At 49.8% G+C, this 17,413-nt stretch carries 13 protein-coding genes; 8 read left to right on the forward strand and 5 right to left on the reverse strand.

Annotated elements, in window-relative coordinates:
- Positions 1-125: 125 nt before the first annotated feature.
- Entirely contained in the window at positions 126-2,399 is a 2,274-nt protein-coding gene (locus tag EFA69_RS13225; RefSeq protein WP_123133602.1) for an aconitate hydratase, read from the forward strand.
- A gap of 107 nt (positions 2,400-2,506) precedes the next feature.
- Here the strand turns inward: EFA69_RS13225 and EFA69_RS13230 are convergent, their stop codons facing one another.
- Positions 2,507-5,323, reverse strand: a complete 2,817-nt coding sequence (locus tag EFA69_RS13230) for a S8 family serine peptidase (RefSeq protein ID WP_123133603.1) — start codon at positions 5,321-5,323, stop codon at positions 2,507-2,509.
- An 810-nt stretch (positions 5,324-6,133) separates the two neighbouring features.
- On the opposite strand from EFA69_RS13230, the gene EFA69_RS13235 reads away from it, so the two are divergent.
- Both EFA69_RS13235 and EFA69_RS13240 read left to right on the forward strand, forming a co-directional pair.
- The gene (locus tag EFA69_RS13235; RefSeq protein ID WP_123133604.1) at positions 6,134-7,993 is read left to right on the forward strand and encodes a PAS domain-containing sensor histidine kinase; all 1,860 of its coding nucleotides are present in this window, start codon (positions 6,134-6,136) and stop codon (positions 7,991-7,993) included.
- Positions 7,986-8,417 carry a response regulator gene (locus tag EFA69_RS13240; RefSeq protein ID WP_123133605.1) on the forward strand — a complete coding sequence of 144 codons (432 nt, stop codon included), beginning with the start codon at positions 7,986-7,988 and terminating at the stop codon, positions 8,415-8,417. The genes EFA69_RS13235 and EFA69_RS13240 overlap by 8 nt, the downstream gene beginning before the upstream one ends.
- 220 nt (positions 8,418-8,637) lie before the next feature.
- On the opposite strand, the gene EFA69_RS13245 is transcribed toward EFA69_RS13240, so the two are convergent.
- The gene (locus EFA69_RS13245; RefSeq protein WP_245964576.1) at positions 8,638-8,904 is read right to left on the reverse strand and encodes a sll1863 family stress response protein; all 267 of its coding nucleotides are present in this window, start codon (positions 8,902-8,904) and stop codon (positions 8,638-8,640) included.
- 152 nt (positions 8,905-9,056) lie between these two features.
- Between EFA69_RS13245 and EFA69_RS13250 the strand changes: the two genes are divergently transcribed.
- The 3 genes from EFA69_RS13250 to treF all read left to right on the forward strand — a co-directional run bounded on the left by EFA69_RS13250 (position 9,057) and on the right by treF (position 13,301).
- Positions 9,057-10,880: a TrkH family potassium uptake protein gene (locus EFA69_RS13250; protein WP_245964577.1), complete on the forward strand. Its 1,824-nt coding sequence runs from the start codon at positions 9,057-9,059 to the stop codon at positions 10,878-10,880.
- A 14-nt stretch (positions 10,881-10,894) separates the two neighbouring features.
- Positions 10,895-11,581, forward strand: coding sequence for a potassium channel family protein (locus EFA69_RS13255; RefSeq protein WP_123133607.1), 687 nt, complete (start codon positions 10,895-10,897; stop codon positions 11,579-11,581).
- A gap of 133 nt (positions 11,582-11,714) precedes the next feature.
- Positions 11,715-13,301 (forward strand): alpha,alpha-trehalase TreF, encoded by a 1,587-nt coding sequence (gene treF, locus EFA69_RS13260; RefSeq protein ID WP_123133608.1) that lies wholly within the window; start codon positions 11,715-11,717, stop codon positions 13,299-13,301.
- 90 nt (positions 13,302-13,391) lie between these two features.
- Here the strand turns inward: treF and EFA69_RS13265 are convergent, their stop codons facing one another.
- On the reverse strand, positions 13,392-13,622 hold the full coding sequence (locus EFA69_RS13265; protein WP_221175742.1) for a TM2 domain-containing protein: 231 nt from the start codon (positions 13,620-13,622) through the stop codon (positions 13,392-13,394).
- A gap of 416 nt (positions 13,623-14,038) precedes the next feature.
- On the opposite strand from EFA69_RS13265, the gene EFA69_RS13270 reads away from it, so the two are divergent.
- Positions 14,039-14,431 carry a response regulator gene (locus tag EFA69_RS13270; RefSeq protein WP_123133610.1) on the forward strand — a complete coding sequence of 131 codons (393 nt, stop codon included), beginning with the start codon at positions 14,039-14,041 and terminating at the stop codon, positions 14,429-14,431.
- Positions 14,432-14,526: 95 nt separating this feature from the next.
- On the opposite strand, the gene EFA69_RS13275 is transcribed toward EFA69_RS13270, so the two are convergent.
- A complete protein-coding gene (locus tag EFA69_RS13275) occupies positions 14,527-15,705 on the reverse strand; it encodes a sensor histidine kinase (RefSeq protein ID WP_183906782.1) in 1,179 nt (392 codons plus the stop codon).
- Between the two features lie 598 nt (positions 15,706-16,303).
- Here EFA69_RS13275 and EFA69_RS20535 point away from each other — a divergent pair.
- The gene (locus tag EFA69_RS20535) at positions 16,304-16,909 is read left to right on the forward strand and encodes a YqaE/Pmp3 family membrane protein (protein WP_245964578.1); all 606 of its coding nucleotides are present in this window, start codon (positions 16,304-16,306) and stop codon (positions 16,907-16,909) included.
- 91 nt (positions 16,910-17,000) lie between these two features.
- On the opposite strand, the gene EFA69_RS13285 is transcribed toward EFA69_RS20535, so the two are convergent.
- Entirely contained in the window at positions 17,001-17,399 is a 399-nt protein-coding gene (locus EFA69_RS13285; RefSeq protein WP_123133612.1) for a hypothetical protein, read from the reverse strand.
- Between the last annotated feature and the right edge of the window lie 14 nt (positions 17,400-17,413).

The raw sequence follows: 17,413 nt of genomic DNA on the forward strand, positions 1-17,413 counted from the left end.
GCCACACCGTGGCCTTAAAACCTTTGCGGAAGGTGGCCTTTTAAAAGTTTGTGTAAAAGTGTTCTGTTTGCGACATTTGTGCGCGACGTTAGTAGCACTGAACTTAAAAAATACAAAGCAGATCTATGGCATTTGATGTAGACATGATCAAGGCTGTGTACGCGAATCTGGGCGACCGGATTTCCGCGGCACGTAAGGCGGTAGGCCGGCCTTTAACTCAGACAGAGAAAATTCTTTACGCTCACTTATACAATGGTGCCGCTACGGAGGCGTATGAGCGAGGTAAGTCTTACGTTGACTTCGCACCAGACCGCGTAGCCATGCAAGACGCCACCGCCCAGATGGCTTTGCTTCAGTTCATGCAGGCCGGCCGCCCTACGGTAGCCGTTCCTTCCTCTGTGCACTGCGACCACTTAATTCAGGCTCGCGTGGGCGCAGACCAAGATCTGGCAGAAGCATACGCAGAAAACAAAGAGGTCTATGACTTCCTGGCTTCTGTGTCTAATAAATATGGAATTGGGTTCTGGAAGCCGGGTGCGGGTATCATCCACACCGTGGTATTTGAGAACTACGCCTTCCCGGGCGGAATGATGATCGGGACAGACTCACACACGCCTAACGCAGGTGGTCTGGGGATGATCGCGATTGGTGTGGGCGGTGCCGATGCCGTGGACGTAATGGCCGGTATGGCCTGGGAACTGAAATTCCCGAAAGTGATTGGCGTGAAACTGACCGGTAAAATGAGCGGTTGGACTGCCCCTAAAGACGTGATCCTGAAAGTGGCGGGTATCCTGACTGTAAAAGGCGGTACCGGTGCTATTGTGGAGTACTTTGGGGAGGGCGCTGCCAATATCTCCTGCTCCGGTAAGTCTACCATCTGTAACATGGGTGCCGAAATTGGAGCCACTACCTCGGTTTTCGCCTATGATGAGACCATGGCCGAGTACCTGAGAGGCACTGAGCGTGGCGAGATCGCCGAACTGGCCAGCCAGGTAGCAGAGCACCTTCGCGCCGATGACGAGGTGTACGCTAACCCAGAAATGTACTATGACCAACTGATTGAGATCAACTTAGATGAGTTGGAGCCGCACGTGAACGGTCCGTTCACGCCAGATGCCGCTTGGCCTATCTCTCAGTTTGCCGCTGCCGTGCGTGAGCACAACTGGCCAGCCAAACTGGAAGTAGGTTTGATCGGATCCTGCACCAACTCTTCTTATGAAGACCTTACCCGCGCTGCCTCTTTGGCAAGACAGGCAGTTGAGAAAGGCCTTACCGTAAGTGCCGAATACACCATTACCCCAGGTTCTGAAGTAGTGCGTTACACCGCACAGCGCGATGGCATCTTGGAGACCTTCTCTGAGATTGGCGGGGTAGTATTGGCGAACGCCTGCGGTCCGTGCATTGGTCAGTGGGCCCGTCATACCGACGATCCGAAGCGTAAGAACTCTATCATCACTTCGTTTAACCGTAACTTCGCCAAGCGGAACGACGGTAACCCGAACACTCACGCCTTCGTGGCCTCTCCTGAGATTGTAACGGCGTTCGCGATTGCGGGTGATCTAACTTTCAACCCATTAACCGACACCCTGACCAACAAGAACGGGGAGCAGGTAATGCTAGACGAGCCAACAGGTATCCAGTTCCCAGTGAACGGATTTGCGGTGGAGGATGCCGGTTACGTAGCGCCTGCCGCTGACGGTAGCAGCGTACAGGTGGTGGTAGATCCTACTTCTGACCGTCTGCAACTGTTGGCTGGTTTTGAGCCTTGGAACGGACAAGACTTTACCAACCTTCGTCTTTTGATTAAAGCGCAAGGTAAATGTACCACAGACCATATCTCCATGGCAGGTCCTTGGTTGAAATACCGTGGTCACCTGGACAATATTTCCAACAACATGCTCATTGGTGCCATCAACGCCTTCAACGGCGAAGCCAACAGCGTGAAAAACCTGCTGGTACAAGGCGAAGGCTATGATGAAGTGCCTAAAGTAGCCCGTACCTACAAAGCAGCCGGAGTTGGTTCTGTGGTGGTAGGTGATGAAAACTACGGTGAAGGTTCTTCCCGCGAGCACGCCGCTATGGAGCCTCGTCACTTAGGTGTGAAAGTGGTATTGGTGAAATCGTTCGCCCGTATCCATGAGACCAACCTGAAGAAGCAAGGAATGCTGGCGCTGACTTTCGCCAACAAAGAAGATTACGACCGCGTTGAAGAGGCAGACGTAATTGATGTGCTGGGCTTGACTTCCTTCACACCGGGCGTTCCGTTGCAGGTAAGACTGACCCACAAAGATGGTACTACGTACACCTTTGAGGCCAACCATACCTACAACCAAGGCCAGATTGAGTGGTTCAAAGCTGGTTCAGCCCTTAACCTGATCCGCTTGCAGCAAAAGGCGTAAGCATTAGCTGTACCTATAAAAACAGAAGAGGCGACCCTTTGGTCGCCTCTTCTGTTTTTATAGGATTTCCGTTTAGGGGCTCTTTTTCCAAAAAGAGCCCCTAAACGCTATTTGGTCAACAGTACCTTCTGCGTGAGTACGCCTTCATTGGAAATAAACCTGAGGTGGTACATGCCCGCGGGCAGATGGGAGAAATCAAAGTCTATCTTTTCCTGTCTCTGATAATTCCCCTGCGGAAGAATATTCCCTTTGTGATCCACCAATTGGACCGTCACGGAAGCTTGCTGCAGCGCCGTAGGAAGTGTCACTGTTACCTTCCCCTGCGAAGGGTTAGGATGCAGAGAAATACTCCTTTTGCTGATGTCTGCCGGAACAGACGTAACCGTTCTGCCCACCTGAAACTGCCGGTACTTTTGGAGCGCGGCAGCTGCATTCTTTTTTATCTCAGCTCTGGAACCGCCTGCCACTATGGCAAAGGCAACCGTGTCAGTTTGGGAGGGTGCCAGGCTGCTGATGCTGGAGGAAATAATGAAAGAAACATCTTTTCCATCAATGCCACCTGCCCGTTGGCGCTGCACCCCACCAGAGAGGGCCCGGTATTTCTCCTCGGTAGAGAAGCCGTCGGTTGTGTTGATGTTACCATCATCCATGACATTGTCTAGAGCGAAGAACCCTGGTGCGCCCGCCGTCAATACCTGTATGCCGGCCCAAATACTGGTGTCTGAGGTGTGTCTGGTAATGCCCAACCGTAACTGATCATCCCACTCGGTGACGTTTTTGCCCGCACTGATGATGTCCCAATCCGCGAACATACCGGCATAGGCATCTTTGATCGTTTCAGTGGTACGGTTGGTCAGGATGTACTCCAACACCACGTAGTCTTTGTCTGAGGGGGTGTTCCAGGCAAAGACGTTCTGCTGAATACGGAGGCTCTTGTTCTTAGAGGCTGTTAAGGAATCCTCAAAAATGTTGGAACCATGGAAGGCCGCGTACGGCGAATTGCCTTTGCGCTGCAGATTAGTTACAGCGTAAAAGTCATTATCGGTGAGGCTATTTTCATTCCTAACATTGTCAGACACAAGGGTGCTGGAATAGCCAATCAGGAGCCCACCTTCGGCAATGAGTTGATCGCCGCCCCGGTAAGTAACTCCTTCTCCCTGGCTGAAAGCCAATCCGTCATACCCAATGTTGCCGGCGCTCATCACCGACATCCGCAGGTTGTTTACGTCTGTGGTAAGGAAGCTGGGGTTCACGATCAGTTTGATGTATTGGTAGTCTGTGTAAGAACCACTGGAAAACCCTAACCTGAGCGTCACCTGGGTATTGGAAGGTGCGTCATCGGCTATTTTCAGCCGGAAAGGGGCCGTTTGGTTGTTCGTCTGGGCTAAGGTAGCCATGCTGCCTAAGTTGAGCGTTCCGCGCAGCACCTGCACGTATTTGCTGGAAGAGGTGAGCGTCACGTTAATGCCGTTAGAAGGACTTAAGAAGTTCTGGAAGCTTCCGTAAAGCTGAATTTCACCGCCTGGGCCCAACTCTGAATCACTGGTCATACCCCAAGAGCTAAGTCGTACAGAGATGGGGTTTTCCTCCGTCAGGGCCCGGTATACGTTTAATTTGCCTTTCCCCAGTTTATCAATGAAACTGGCATTGCCGGGGAGATGGTAAATATCATCGGCGGTAACCCGTAGCCGCTCAATGATTTGCAGAGCATTGAGGGATGGGAAATGACTGCGGAGTAGTGCCGCCGCCCCGGCTACCATAGGTGTAGCATAGGAAGAACCCGTGCCTGTGCCATACCGTGCGTCATTAGCATTGCCGGTGCTGTACACATCTACGCCCAAGGCACCTAGATCAATGTTGTAACTGTAGGTATGGGAGGCACCCTTTACGCCGTTTTTATCCAAGGCGCCAACTGAAAGTACGTTCTGGTAAGAGGCGGGGTAGAAGTCAAGATCACCGTTGGTATTACCGGCCGAAGAGACAATCACCACATCACGATTAATGGCTGCGTAATTAATCACATCTTGCTCAAACGCTGAGGGAAAACTGGCGCCGCCCCAGGAGAGGTTGATTACTTTGCAACCATGCTCTGCGGCGTACACAATGGCCTCATAACCCCGGAAGGAACCGAAGGGGGTGGAGGGAAACACTTTTACCGGCAAGAACTTACTGTTATACCCAATACCGGCAATCCCCACGCTGTTATTGGCCTGCGCCGCGGCTATCCCTGTCACTATGGTTCCATGCCCATTGGTATCTGCCGTAGGATTATTGTCATTGTCGGCCAGGTCCCAGCCGTGGAAATTGTCTACGTACCCGTCCCCGTCATTGTCAATGCCGTCAATGGGGTCTGCATAGTTGTATTTGAGGTTATTCTTCAGGTCTTCGTGGGTGAGGCGTACCCCCGTATCTAATATCCCGATGACCACGTTGCTGTCTCCCTTGCTTACTCCCCAGGCGTTATAGGCGTTGACGAGTTTAAGATACGTCTGGGAACCAGAGGTAGAGTCAGCTTTGGGGTCGTTGGGCTGGTGTAGCGGCTCATGCACATACAGTGGCTCCACGTATTCTACCATGCCAGTGGCCAGCAGCTGTTTCTTCACCTCAAGAAAGCTTTGGTTAGCGTTATAGCGCAACTGGTAGATGAGTGAGAGATCTACTGCGTTTTTCTTTGTAGTTCTGGCCTGCGCGGGTGAAAGAACAGACGGAAATTTGCGTTCGGCTTTTCCTTTGGCCACCCGCTGTACCACCTGTTGTAAGGCAGAAGTGCCGGCCATACGGATCATGGCGGCGGGTGCAGAGGCTTTCAGTTTAAAGACTAAAGTGTTAGGTTCTGTCTTAGGGGCATTCTGAGCCCTAACGGGGCTCAGAATGCCCCAGCAAAGAACTATCACCAAAGCGAGGAGACGGTAAAAATATTTCATTGATGGGAAAGTAAAAGTTTTTTCAAAGGCAACCCGTAAATATTTGACTAAAGACTAAAATAACCTGATGAAGTTGGTAGTGTAGGAGTTGTATTATTCTACCTTACGAATAGAAGTCTTAATCGGATATAAATTTACTATGGAAATTTTTAATTATTTGATAAGCCATATTTAGCTATAAAGGGGGTGGTACAGTGATTCTTTTCATGGAGAGTAGATGAGATTAGGTGGCAAATCTGTAATTTTGTGAAAATGAGGCTGAAAATAGGAGGATGGATTTAATGTAAAATCTTATGTCTTGGACTTTAGCTAATCATTTGTGATGTTGATTATGCCGGAAAAAGTATATTTTTATATTTTGGTTGATTTGTAGGATACTGAATGGTTGAAATATAAGGTAACGCAGGGTTCTGCTAAAAGCTTATGGTAGCCTGAGGGATACACCATAACCCTAGGCGGTAACAGCTATTTTTTGGTTCACTAGGCTATTCTGTCATGCTCTTCCATAGTGGAGCGTGGTGGGTCTCTAGAAGTTTCTAGTGCTAATGTTCCCGCTTCTAAGGTTTGGTGGTATATATTTTAAACCGTAACTTTCAAAAGACATGAGCGACTATTTTTCAGAGCTACACGTTGGTAGCGGTGGCGTTTAGGGGCTATTTTTCTGAAAACAGGGGCAAAACACAAAACAAAAAATTGGGGCTTAATGACTATAGGCTCCAGAAAGCATGATTGCAGATAATCAGTGGCTTTAAGCCAGAACCGTGGGTTGAATTGCTGTGCATCAAATAATAGACAGACATTAAAAATTACATGATCGAAAGTATTACAGATGGTACTGCTCTTCCTCGCGAAAGAGAAGACTATCGGATTCTGTTTGAGAATAACCCGCTGCCCATGTGGGTATTTGACACAGACAGCCTACAGTTCTTAATGGTGAATGCATCGGCGGTGAAGCTGTACGGGTACTCCAAAGAGGAGTTTCTGCAGATGACCATCAAAGACATACGGCCTCAGGAAGACATTTCAACTTTGCTTCAGGTAACGGCCAGTTCCAGAGAACCGCTCAATTACGCTGGGGAGTGGGTGCACCTTAAGAAAGATGGCACCCAACTTTACGTGGAGGTGGTGTCACACGCGCTGCAGGAAGATGACGGAGTGAAACGCCTGGTAGTGGTGCACGATATCACCGCCCGTAAGCTCGCTGAAAAGCAGCTGGCAGAAGCAGAACGGCATGCGCAGACTATTCTCGCCAATATTGTGGAAATCATCTTCTCTTTCAATGATAAAATGGAGATGACCTACGTGAGCCCTCAGTGCTACAGTATTCTGGGGTACACGCCGCAGCAGTTCTATGAAGACAAACTCCTGTGGTTTAACCTGGTACACCCAGAAGACAGGTATCTCTTTGAGGAGGCATTACCTAAGATCCGCACGTCGCAGGAGCAGTTCCAGATGGAGTACAGAATCAAGACAGCCTCCAATGATGAGAAATGGTTTATTACCCGCTGTACCGGGCAGTTGAACAAAAACGGGTACATGACCCGCATGGATGGCAGCGCCATTGATATTACCCACCGCAAGGTAATGGAGGAGAAGCTCCGGTTCGCAGATTTCTCTATTGAGCGCGCTTCGGAAGCCTTTCTCTGGAGCAGGCCAGACGGTAGTTTGGTGCGCGTAAACCGGGCCGCCTGCGTTATGTTGGGCTTTCGGGAAGAAGAACTGCTGGGTTTGCGCATGTATGAGATCGCCCCTAGTTTTGGGCAGCAAGACTGGGCGAAACAATGGGCTTCGCTGGAAGAACTCCACAGCCTCACGGTTGAAACTGAGGTCAAAGACGCGGCTGGCGAGTTGCATCCGGTAGAAATGCAGCTGAACTACTTTAATTTTGAGCAGAAAAGCTACAGTTTCACCTCCATCCGGCAGATTGTGGAGCGCAAGCAGGCCGAGGCAGAGAAGGCTGCCCTCACAGAAGAGATGGCGCGCCAAAACGAACACTTGCGGCAGTTCGCTTACATCGTTTCCCATAATTTGCGCGCCCCGGTGGCCAACATTGTAGGGCTTACCAACTTGTATAACCGCAAGAGCAGCGCAGACCCTATCAACAGTGTGCTCATCAGTAAACTGGAGCGCACCTCACAGCGGCTGGACACCACCATCCGGGACCTCAATGAAATTCTGTCTATCAGGAGCAAGACGGAGCAGGTCTTGGAGAAAATTGACCTGCAGCAGGTTTTCGCAGATATAAAAGAAAGCTTGTCTGGGCAATTCATCCAGTACACAGGCAGAATCCACGCAGATTTCTTGGAGGGCAAAGAAGTGATGGGGGTGAAAGGGTACGTACACAGCATTTTTTTGAACCTGATCACCAACGCTATAAAATACCAGGATGAAGCACGTGATTTGGAAATTCACATTAATACCGTATTTTCAAACGGGTATTTGTGCCTGCAGGTCCAGGACAATGGATTAGGGATTGATCTGGTAAAGCAGGGAGGGAAAATCTTCGGGCTTTACCGCCGGTTCCACCCACACATAGACGGCAAGGGGCTGGGTTTGTACATGATTAAGACCCAAGCGGAGACCATGGGCGGTTGGGTAGATGTAGAGAGTGAAGTTGGAAAAGGATCTATATTTAAAGTTTATTTTCAAATACCACCATATAATGACTAAGTACCAGAAAGTCTTTTTAATTGATGATGACGAGATTCACAATTTTCTGTGCGAGAATGTGATCAGGGGGCAGCAATTCTCAGAATCTGTGAACAGCTTTTTGTGGGCCGAAGAAGCCTTAGACGCTTTGAAGGCCATTGTAGACAACGATCCCCAAAGTTTTCCTGAAATTATTTTCCTGGATATTAACATGCCCGGGATGGATGGTTGGGAGTTTATTGAAGAGTACAAGAAACTGCCCAAGGAGCTGACCCAGCAATGCCTGCTGTTTGTGCTTTCCTCTGCCGTAGATAAAAATGACATTACCCACGCCCGCAATCTCTCTGAGGTGAATGACTTTTTCTCCAAACCGCTCACCTCAGACATCCTCAACATCATTAAGGAGCAATACTCCATGCCTAATCCTGATATAACCCAAAAATAAGAAAAGCAGGCGCTAAACCCAATCCAAGCCATGTGCTCTCCAGTGAACGGGAGATGCGAATGTTTCTGGAAAATATAGTCCTTCGCTGATTTTAAAAGACCAAGCAGGTACTTATAAGGTAAAGACCACAGAGGGCGTTTAGGGGGCCTTTTTCGAAAAAAGCCCCCTAAACGCCCTCTGTGGTCTTGGGTGAGCGGGTGCCTGCGGAAGCACAGCAATCTTAAAATAGCTTCTTTATTCCCTCGGTGAGATCGTCCAGGCCACGTTTAATCTCTTGCCACGTGCTTTCTGAGTGTTCTGTATGGTTGTCTAACTTTTGAGCAATAAGGGCCCGTTTGGCTTCCAGGGCGGCAATATGTTCATGGTAAGTGTGTGAAGAGTCTGCGGTGGTGGCGTGCGCCCGGCCTTGCAGTACTTTTATCTTTGCATCCAGCTCATCCAGGCTCTGGCGTATCTCCTTCTCATTCAGGTGTTCGGGAGCGCGCATGTTTTCCGGTTTCAGGTTATAAGTATCCATCGTAGTCTTAGGTTAGTGGTTGTTTTTGCTTTTAAGTACTTTGGTAAACGGAAAATGTTCCGCCGTGTCTGCCATTGCACCGTATAGGTGCTGTTACGCAACGGAACCCAAGAAGTGCAACAATGAACCAACTTCAGAAGAAAACTCCCTTAACCCCGTTGCAGGCGGCCATGGAACATGTGCCGCCTATGGTGGCTTTGCTGGACAAGTTCCTGCTGTACCTGAGCGGGTTTGCCTTGCTGGTGTTCCTGTACGACATTGGGTTTGAACACGCTCCCTATGCGCCCCGGCTGCTGCACTATTTCTACCATACCTTCTTTCTGGTGGTGCTGGTATGTCTGGCCGTGCGTGTATTCCTGCTGCTGAGAAACAGGGTGCGGCGGCCGTCGCTGATCTTTGAGGGGCTGTTGCTCTTCTTTATGCTGCTGGCGCTGGTTTCTAGGTTTGTGTTGCAGAACCAGGTCACCAGCGCCAGTACTTTGCTGCGTTTCTTTGACAGTGAGCAGCCCATCTATTTCATTATCTTCTACGTCTTTCTTATAGAAGTATCTAAAAAGACCCTGCTTTTTTACCGGAGCACAGTGCACCCCGCCCAGATGTTTGTGCTCAGCTTTGTGTTTCTGGTAGCCGTGGGTACATTTCTGCTGCTGTTGCCGCAGGCCACCTATGAAGGGATCAGTTTTATAGATGCCCTGTTCACGGCCACCAGCGCGGTATGTGTAACGGGGCTGGTGACGTTAGATACGGCTACCGCGTTCACCCCTACCGGAAAGGTCATCCTCCTTATCCTGATTCAGGTGGGCGGGTTGGGAATTATGACGTTTGCCAGTTTCTTCGGGATTTTCTTTCAGGGGTCCTCCCTCAAGAGTTCTCTGTTCATGAAAGACTGGCTCAATGAAGACAATCTGGGGCAGATCACCAGCACACTGTTCAAAATTGTGAGTTTTACCTTAGCACTGGAACTGGTGGGCGCACTTTTAGTCTATGTTTCCATTCTAGAGATACCAGAGGCCGCTTTGCCAGATAAATTCAGCTTTGCCATTTTCCATGCGGTCTCTGCGTTCTGCAATGCGGGTTTCTCCACGTTGAGCCTGGGGCTGTATGATCCTATGCTGCGGTTCAATTATCCGTTGCAGCTCATCATTGCAGTACTCATTATTGTGGGCGGGCTTGGGTTCCCCATTGTCTTTAACCTGTACCGGTACCTGCGTTATAAAACGCTTACATGGTTAGGCAGTTTAAGCACCGGGAGCCGGGTGAAGCACACGCCCAGGGTCCTGAACGTGAACACGCTGCTGGTGGCTATTACTACCTTGGTGCTGCTTAGTGTAGGTACTGTGCTGTACTTTCTGCTGGAATACCGCAATACCTTAGCGGAGCACGGGCTGGCCGGAAAAATGGTGGGGGCATTTTTTGGGGCTGTCACACCGCGCACGGCTGGCTTTAGTACAGTAGACATGGCAGCGCTCACGGCGCCCACCGTTTTGCTGTACCTGCTGCTCATGTGGATAGGGGCCTCGCCAGCCTCGGTAGGGGGCGGTATCAAGACCACCACCATTGCGGTGGCTATCCTCAACATTATCAGTCTGGCGCGGGGCAAAGACCGGGTGGAAGTTTTTAAGCGGGAGATTGGGAAAGAATCGGTGTATAAAGCCTTCGCCATTATTCTGCTGTCCTTGATGGTGATTGGGCTGGCCGTGTTTCTGGTGACTTTCTTTGATCCTCAGTTGGAGCTGGCCGCCGTGGCGTTTGAGTGTTTCTCTGGTTTTGCCACCGTGGGGCTTACCGTGGGCATCACTACCTTGTTAAGCACTCCCAGTAAAATGGTCATCATCATCACCATGTTTTTAGGCAGGGTAGGCACGCTTACCCTCATTGTGGGCTTACTGCGTAAAGTATCTACCTTGCGCTACCGGTACCCTAAAGAAACCATCATCATCACGTAATTCCAGAATCAGCTATGCGCTACATTGTTATAGGTTTGGGCTACTTCGGGTCTTCGCTCTCCATGAAACTCACTGAGATGGGGCATGAGGTCATTGCCGTGGACAAAGACATGCACAAGGTGGAAACCTACAAAGACCGGGTAACCCACACCATCTGCCTGGATGCCAGCGACCAAAGCTCTTTGTCTACCTTGCCCACCGCTGAGACCGATGTGGTGGTGGTAGGCATTGGCGAAGATTTTGGGGCTTCAGTCATGGCCACGGCCATTTTCAAGCAATTAGGGGTAAAGCGGCTCATGAGCCGGGCCATTTCCCCGCTGCACCAGACCGTGCTGGAGGCCATTGGGGTAGACCAGATCATCAGGCCGGAGCAGGAAAGTGCCGAACGGCTGGCCAAGAAGCTGGAGATGCGCGGTGTGATTGACTCCTTTGACTTAACCGAGGACTACAACATTATTGAAGCCACGGTGCCTGAGCGTTACGTGGGCATGACCATTGCCGAGTCTAATTTTAGGGCCAAGTACCAGGTGAACGTGCTCACCATTCTCCGCTACCGCGAAAGCCGGAACCTGTTTGGTAAAACGCAGCAGAAAGCCACGGTCTTGGGCGTGGTCAAAGCCGAGACTGTCTTTGAAGCCGGTGACATTTTGGTGGTGTTCGGGAAGATACAGGACATAGACCGGCTGCTGCATACCCGTTAAATTGTTTTCAATGCCTTGCGTTTAGGGGCTTTTTTTGGAAAAAGAGCCCCTAAACGCAAGGAGAGCAGGTACATGATAATATCCTTTGGGGAAGGCTTCTGCGTAAGAGGGGAACTGCAATCAATCTTACGCTATGAGTTATAAATCTTCTGCTTTGGCCCGTGCCGTTAGAATGCCCTTGGTGCTGCTGTTTCTGGTGCTGCTGCAAAGCTGGGCTCAGGCCCAGTTCAAGCCTCATGAAGAACTGGGCGCCCTGTTCAAAGACGTACAACTGGCCCCGGTTTTCCCAGATTCCAAAACTTTCCCAGACTGCAGGCCCAGAATAGCCCCGGAGCAGATCCTTCGGGCGTATGCCCAGGAGAAAGATAAGCCGGGCTTTAGCCTGCAGGAATTTGTGCTGCGGCATTTTGAGGTGCCCGTTGAGCCAGCCAATGAGTTTAAATCAGACCCATCTAAGCCGGTGGCCGAACATGTGCAGACCCTGTGGCCGGTGCTAACCCGTCAGCCCAAGGCGGAGCAGACTTCGCTTATACCGTTGCCCAATGCCTACGTGGTGCCCGGGGGCCGTTTCCGGGAAATCTATTACTGGGACAGTTACTTTACCATGCTGGGGTTGCAGGAAAGCGGCCAGGTAGGGCTCATTCAGGAAATGGTGGACAATTTTACGCACCTGATCAATACCTTGGGCCACATCCCCAACGGCAACCGGAGCTACTACGTGAGCCGGTCGCAGCCGCCATTCTATGCCCTTATGCTCAGGATTATGGCGCAGGAAAAGGGGCAGCAGGTGCTGGCCCAATACGCTCCGGCGTTGCAGAATGAGTACGAGTTCTGGATGCAGGGCCAGGACACTCTTTCCCCCACCCACACGGCGCACCGCCGCGTGGTGCGCATGCCCAACGGAAGTTTCCTGAACCGCTACTGGGACGATGATCCTACGCCCCGCCCCGAGGCCTACAAGGAAGACGTGGAAGTGGCGCACAATTCGGGCCGCCCCGCCCAGGAGGTGTACCGTGACCTCAGGGCCGCCGCTGAGTCGGGCTGGGATTTCAGTAGCCGGTGGTTTGCAGACGGCAAATCCCTGCACACCATCAGGACCACCCAGCTTATTCCCGTAGACCTCAATGTCCTGCTGTACCACACAGAACTCACCCTGGCAGACATGGCCGAACTGCGCGGAGACAAAGCGCAGGAACGGCTGTACCGCAAAAGAGCGATAGAGCGCAAAAAAGCCCTGATCACCTACTGCTGGAACCCCAAAGACCAGTTCTTCTATGATTATGACCTCAAGAGCCAGCGCACCACAGACATTCCTACGCTGGCGGCGGTAGCTCCGCTGTTTTTCTGCATGGCCTCCAAAGCACAGGCCAAAGCGGTGGCCCAACGGCTGGAACGCGATTTTCTAAGGCAAGGCGGTCTTGTCACCACGTTAACCCATTCTGGGCAGCAATGGGATGCACCCAATGGCTGGGCACCGCTGCAATGGATGAGCATCCAGGGACTGAGAGCCTATCATCAGAATGCCTTGGCGAACACGGTGGCGCAACGCTGGGTGCAGCAGAACACGCACGTGTACCAACTGTCTGGCAAACTCACAGAGAAGTACAACGTGGAAAAAGCCGGTACAGAAGGCGGGGGAGGCGAATATCCCAACCAAGACGGTTTTGGCTGGACGAACGGCGTATTGCTGAAACTGCTGAAGCAACAGCAGGGGCAGTAACCATGTCAGCCGCCACTTGCGTTTAGGGGCTGTTTTTCCAAAAACAGCCCCTAAACGCAAGTGGCGGCTCGGCTTACAGATAATTGCTGATTAAACGCGGTGGGCCATTCTAATGGTAGCCAAGCACTGTAATGCCAAAGTCTCATTGTAGCGGCGTACCACAGAAGGAATTCTGAAAAGGTCTATAAACCACCAGATACCCAGTCCGCCAGCCGTAATCCAGAAGAGGAATTGCAGGCCCCATCGGTTCACGTAGGCATAGTGCAGACCGAAGATAACCCATAGCAGATAGGCAAATCCGGTTGATTTTTTCCTTTGCACATACTGGCTAAAGAAATCATTCTGAATCTGGGGGGGGAGATTAGGAAGATCTACTTGTGCAGTGTACGGAAGTTGCTGAAGAAAAGAAGTTGGCAGAATACTAGACGCAGCCCCCATAAAAAGTTAAGATTTAAATAACAATATTGAATAAAGTAAATTTTCGCTATAAATATAGATAAACTATTGTATAACTGTGTCTTTTATTTGGACTAATCTTTGTAGAGGATCTTCATTCTTACACACTTACTGCTTTGGGTACCCATGAAATAAGCAAGATGAGACAAATACAGGCAACTACAGATAGTTTTATTTTATATGATATTAATTTTTTTTCAAAAGTTTTGCGGCAAATACGGCTAGTTTCATCCTTTTACCGTTATTTTACAGCACTAACCCCTTCTAGCATTTAAGAACCCGTGAAAAAAATAAAGTCAATCTTGCTCATAGAGGACGATGAGATCACCAATTTCTTAAACCAGACGGTTATTGAGGAAACAGACTTGGCAGAGGAAATCATTACTGCTTTGAACGGATACGAGGGACTGAAGTACCTGCAGAGCCTTACCTCGGCAGAAGAATTTCCGTCTTTGATCCTGCTGGATATTAATATGCCGGTGCTAGATGGCTTTTCTTTTATGGATGAGTATAAAAAGCTGCCTTTGGCCCAGGAAGCTGCCACTAAAATAGTGGTGCTGTCTACGTCTTCAAATGCCACAGATGTGGGCCAGATGCGCTACCTGGGTATTTCAACCTGCTTGCTTAAACCCCTGAACAGCCAAGATTTCCAGAAAGTGGTGGAAAGCCTTTAAGTAACTTGGTTGCTACTGTTGAACCCCTTGCGTTTAGGGGCCGATTTTCCAAAATCGGCCCCTAAACGCAAGGGGTTCCCTTTGAATTTTTAAATTTATTGGGAGGCGAACGGAAAGCTGAGGACGAAGCAGGCGCCTGTTTCTCCATCCGGACGGTCGGTGAGGCGCACCGTTCCGCCCATTTTCTCCGTCAGCGATTTCACCGTGGCCAAGCCTATGCCCAAACTATCGTCCTGTGCCTCTATTTTAGAGCCCAGGGTTTCAAACAGATGGAAAGCTTTCTCGCGCAGGTCTTCGGCAATACCCGGCCCATTGTCCATGACGGTGAGGCTGAAACCTTTAGGCTGGAGTCTATAGTCAATGCTGATCAGGCCCGCGGGTTTGTCCATGTATTTTACGGAGTTGGTGATCAGGTTCTGTAAGATCTGGTAGAGCCCAATACGGTGAGAGGGAACCACTATGGTATCTGCCGGCTGTTCCACCTTGATAGAAGGTGGCATTTTGCAATGGTCCAGTATTTCTCCCAGCAGTTCTTTCAGATCTACCTGGTCTGGTTCGCGCAAGCGCAGGTTAGTAGATTTAGAGAAAAGCAGAATACCGTCAATGAGGTGCTGTAGCTGCGAGGAACGTTTCTGGATCAGGTTCAGGTAGTTAATGCCCTGGTCATCTAATTTGGGAGTATATTCCTCCAGCAGCCATTCAGAGAGCGACTTAATACCGCGGAGTGGAGTTTTCAGGTCATGCGTCACCCGGTAGGAGAACTCGGTCAGGTTCTGGTTGAGTACCTTAATCTCCTGGTTAAGCGCCTCCAGTTCAATGTTTTTGCGGCGTAATTCCATCTGGCCCATCGCCTGGTTGGCCAGTGCCTTTAGAGCTTCCAGTTGGTCGGCGGAAAGTTCATGCGGTTTATGGTCTATCACGCACAAAGTACCCAGGGCGTGCCCGTCTGGTGTGTTAAGCGTGACCCCGGCATAGAATACCACATTGGGGTCTCCGGTTACCAGCGGGTTTTCAGAGAAGCGCGCATCTTTGGTGGCATCTGGTACAATGAACGGCGCCTCTGGATTGTTGATGGCGTGGGCGCAGAAGGCCAGGTCACGAGGCGTTTCAGAAGCCTCAAGCCCCAAGACCGACTTGAACCATTGCCGATCGGTGTCTATAAGGGTGATAAGCGAAATAGGGGTTTGGCAGATAGCGGCAGCCACCTTGGTCAAATCATCAAAATCTTTCTCCGGCAGAGAATCCAGAATCTGGTAACGATCCAGCGCTTGCATCCTCTGTGCTTCGTTTGCAGGTATGGCAGGTTTGGTCATAAAATAGCAGACCTTTATTGTAATTAAAGACGATTCTAAACTAATGTAAAGGTAGTGATAATCTACAAGTTATTAAATGATGAGGTCAATTAGCAGTCCCAAAAATTGCTTTGTAGGGCGTTTTCTGTAAAGCTTTTTTCAAAATAGTGCCGCAGTTGCATTAAAGCTTTATAATGGTACAATTTTGATAGAGAAGTAATGTAAGAGAGAGGTAGTGACATACTGAATTCTTTGAAGAAGTATGCTGGTGTTTTAAAATTTATAAACAAACAGAAGAGGAACCTTAATTTATAATATGTTCTTTCCAATTGCTTGATTTCTAGGGAAGAAGTTGTTAAGGGTAGCGGTTTAATTAGACTGTTATAAAGCTTCCTGTTCAGGCTTCGGTAGTCTGATTTTCATTTTTTGCAAAGAAATATATAACCAATTGAAGGGATGCATAGTATTTAGGATGGTAAATGAAAACATCCTTTCTGGGTGGGGGAGAGAAGACAGCAGTAGGAAGAAAGGAAAGAAGTATGTTTAACCCTTTTTTCAGTCCATATAAATTTTTAAAACTATGAAATTTAGAAGTCTACTGCAGTTTGTCATGGTTGTGTTGGTAGGTCAGTTCCTATTCTCTTGTAGCTCTAAGGAGTACTACCGCTTCTCTTCTGCCAAACCTGAAACGTACCAGAAAACCATAGCCAAAGCAGAACCTGTGACCACGGCCACAGAAGTTGCCTCTACTGAAGCGGTTGCGCCAGAAGCGGAACCCGTTTTAGAAGCCAATGCAGGTGCTCCCGTACCAGTGCTGTTTGAAACGAAGAAAGTAGCCGCCAAACCCGCCGCCCCTAAACCAGCAGCGGTTGCCCCAACCGAGACAGCCGAGAAGGCTACCCTGCAGCCTCAGGAAGCCGCCATGTTAGAATCAGCGAAGCATAAGCTGGCCACCATGACCAAGGCAGAGCGCAAAGAGTTTAAGAAAGAGGTGAAGGAAGCCCTGCGGCAGACCCATGACACCAACAAAATTCTCTTGATCATCCTGGCCATCCTTATCCCGCCGTTGGCAGTAGGTTTGTACGAAGGCATCACCAGCAGATTCTGGATCAGCCTTCTGTTAACCCTCCTGTTCTTCGTGCCAGGTTTGATTTACTCACTGTTGGTAGTAACAGACTCCATCTAAGCAAAGAACTTAGGAAATCACCGTAAACAAAGAGCCCCTGGCATTGTAATGCCAGGGGCTCTTTGTTTACGGAAACTGTTAAGAAGGATGTTTACATGACCAATAGCCAGTTTTCGGCCGAAGCTCTTTCCTCAAAGCTGAGGATGATGATGCCGTTAATGTCATGCTTGAGTGTTTCTTTGGTGGAGAGCTGGCTGTAGATTTCCGGCGAAAGCAGCCAAGCGAAATACTTTACCCCCGCTTTGTACATGGCCGGGAACCATACTTTGGCTCCCCACTGGGCGGCATCGGACCAATTTCCCGTCACTAGACTGTTGTCATTGAATACTTTGCTCGCCCGGGTGCTAACTACATGTTTCAATATTTTGTCGCAGCCGTCGCGCACGGTGGCCTCGGTTTGCTCACCGGTCCATTCTACATGCAGAATTTCGGTGAGGACATCATACTTGATGGTAACGTGGGGTTCAGATAATAAGACTCTGTTATGCATTTCTTCAAGTTTCA

The sequence above is a fragment of the Rufibacter immobilis genome, assembly GCF_003721565.1.
In the GTDB taxonomy this organism is placed as follows: Bacteria; Bacteroidota; Bacteroidia; order Cytophagales; family Hymenobacteraceae; genus Nibribacter; species Nibribacter immobilis.

What these genes read in the sequence shown, in the direction of transcription:
- EFA69_RS13225 (WP_123133602.1), top strand. Translation starts at nt 126, where the DNA reads ATGGCATTTGATGTAGACATGATCAAGGCTGTGTACGCGAATCTGGGC.
- EFA69_RS13230 (WP_123133603.1), bottom strand. Translation starts at nt 5,323, where the DNA reads ATGAAATATTTTTACCGTCTCCTCGCTTTGGTGATAGTTCTTTGCTGG.
- EFA69_RS13235 (WP_123133604.1), top strand. Translation starts at nt 6,134, where the DNA reads ATGATCGAAAGTATTACAGATGGTACTGCTCTTCCTCGCGAAAGAGAA.
- EFA69_RS13240 (WP_123133605.1), top strand. Translation starts at nt 7,986, where the DNA reads ATGACTAAGTACCAGAAAGTCTTTTTAATTGATGATGACGAGATTCAC.
- EFA69_RS13245 (WP_245964576.1), bottom strand. Translation starts at nt 8,904, where the DNA reads ATGCGCGCTCCCGAACACCTGAATGAGAAGGAGATACGCCAGAGCCTG.
- EFA69_RS13250 (WP_245964577.1), top strand. Translation starts at nt 9,057, where the DNA reads ATGAACCAACTTCAGAAGAAAACTCCCTTAACCCCGTTGCAGGCGGCC.
- EFA69_RS13255 (WP_123133607.1), top strand. Translation starts at nt 10,895, where the DNA reads ATGCGCTACATTGTTATAGGTTTGGGCTACTTCGGGTCTTCGCTCTCC.
- treF (WP_123133608.1), top strand. Translation starts at nt 11,715, where the DNA reads ATGAGTTATAAATCTTCTGCTTTGGCCCGTGCCGTTAGAATGCCCTTG.
- EFA69_RS13275 (WP_183906782.1), bottom strand. Translation starts at nt 15,705, where the DNA reads ATGCAAGCGCTGGATCGTTACCAGATTCTGGATTCTCTGCCGGAGAAA.
- EFA69_RS20535 (WP_245964578.1), top strand. Translation starts at nt 16,304, where the DNA reads ATGAAATTTAGAAGTCTACTGCAGTTTGTCATGGTTGTGTTGGTAGGT.
- EFA69_RS13285 (WP_123133612.1), bottom strand. Translation starts at nt 17,399, where the DNA reads ATGCATAACAGAGTCTTATTATCTGAACCCCACGTTACCATCAAGTAT.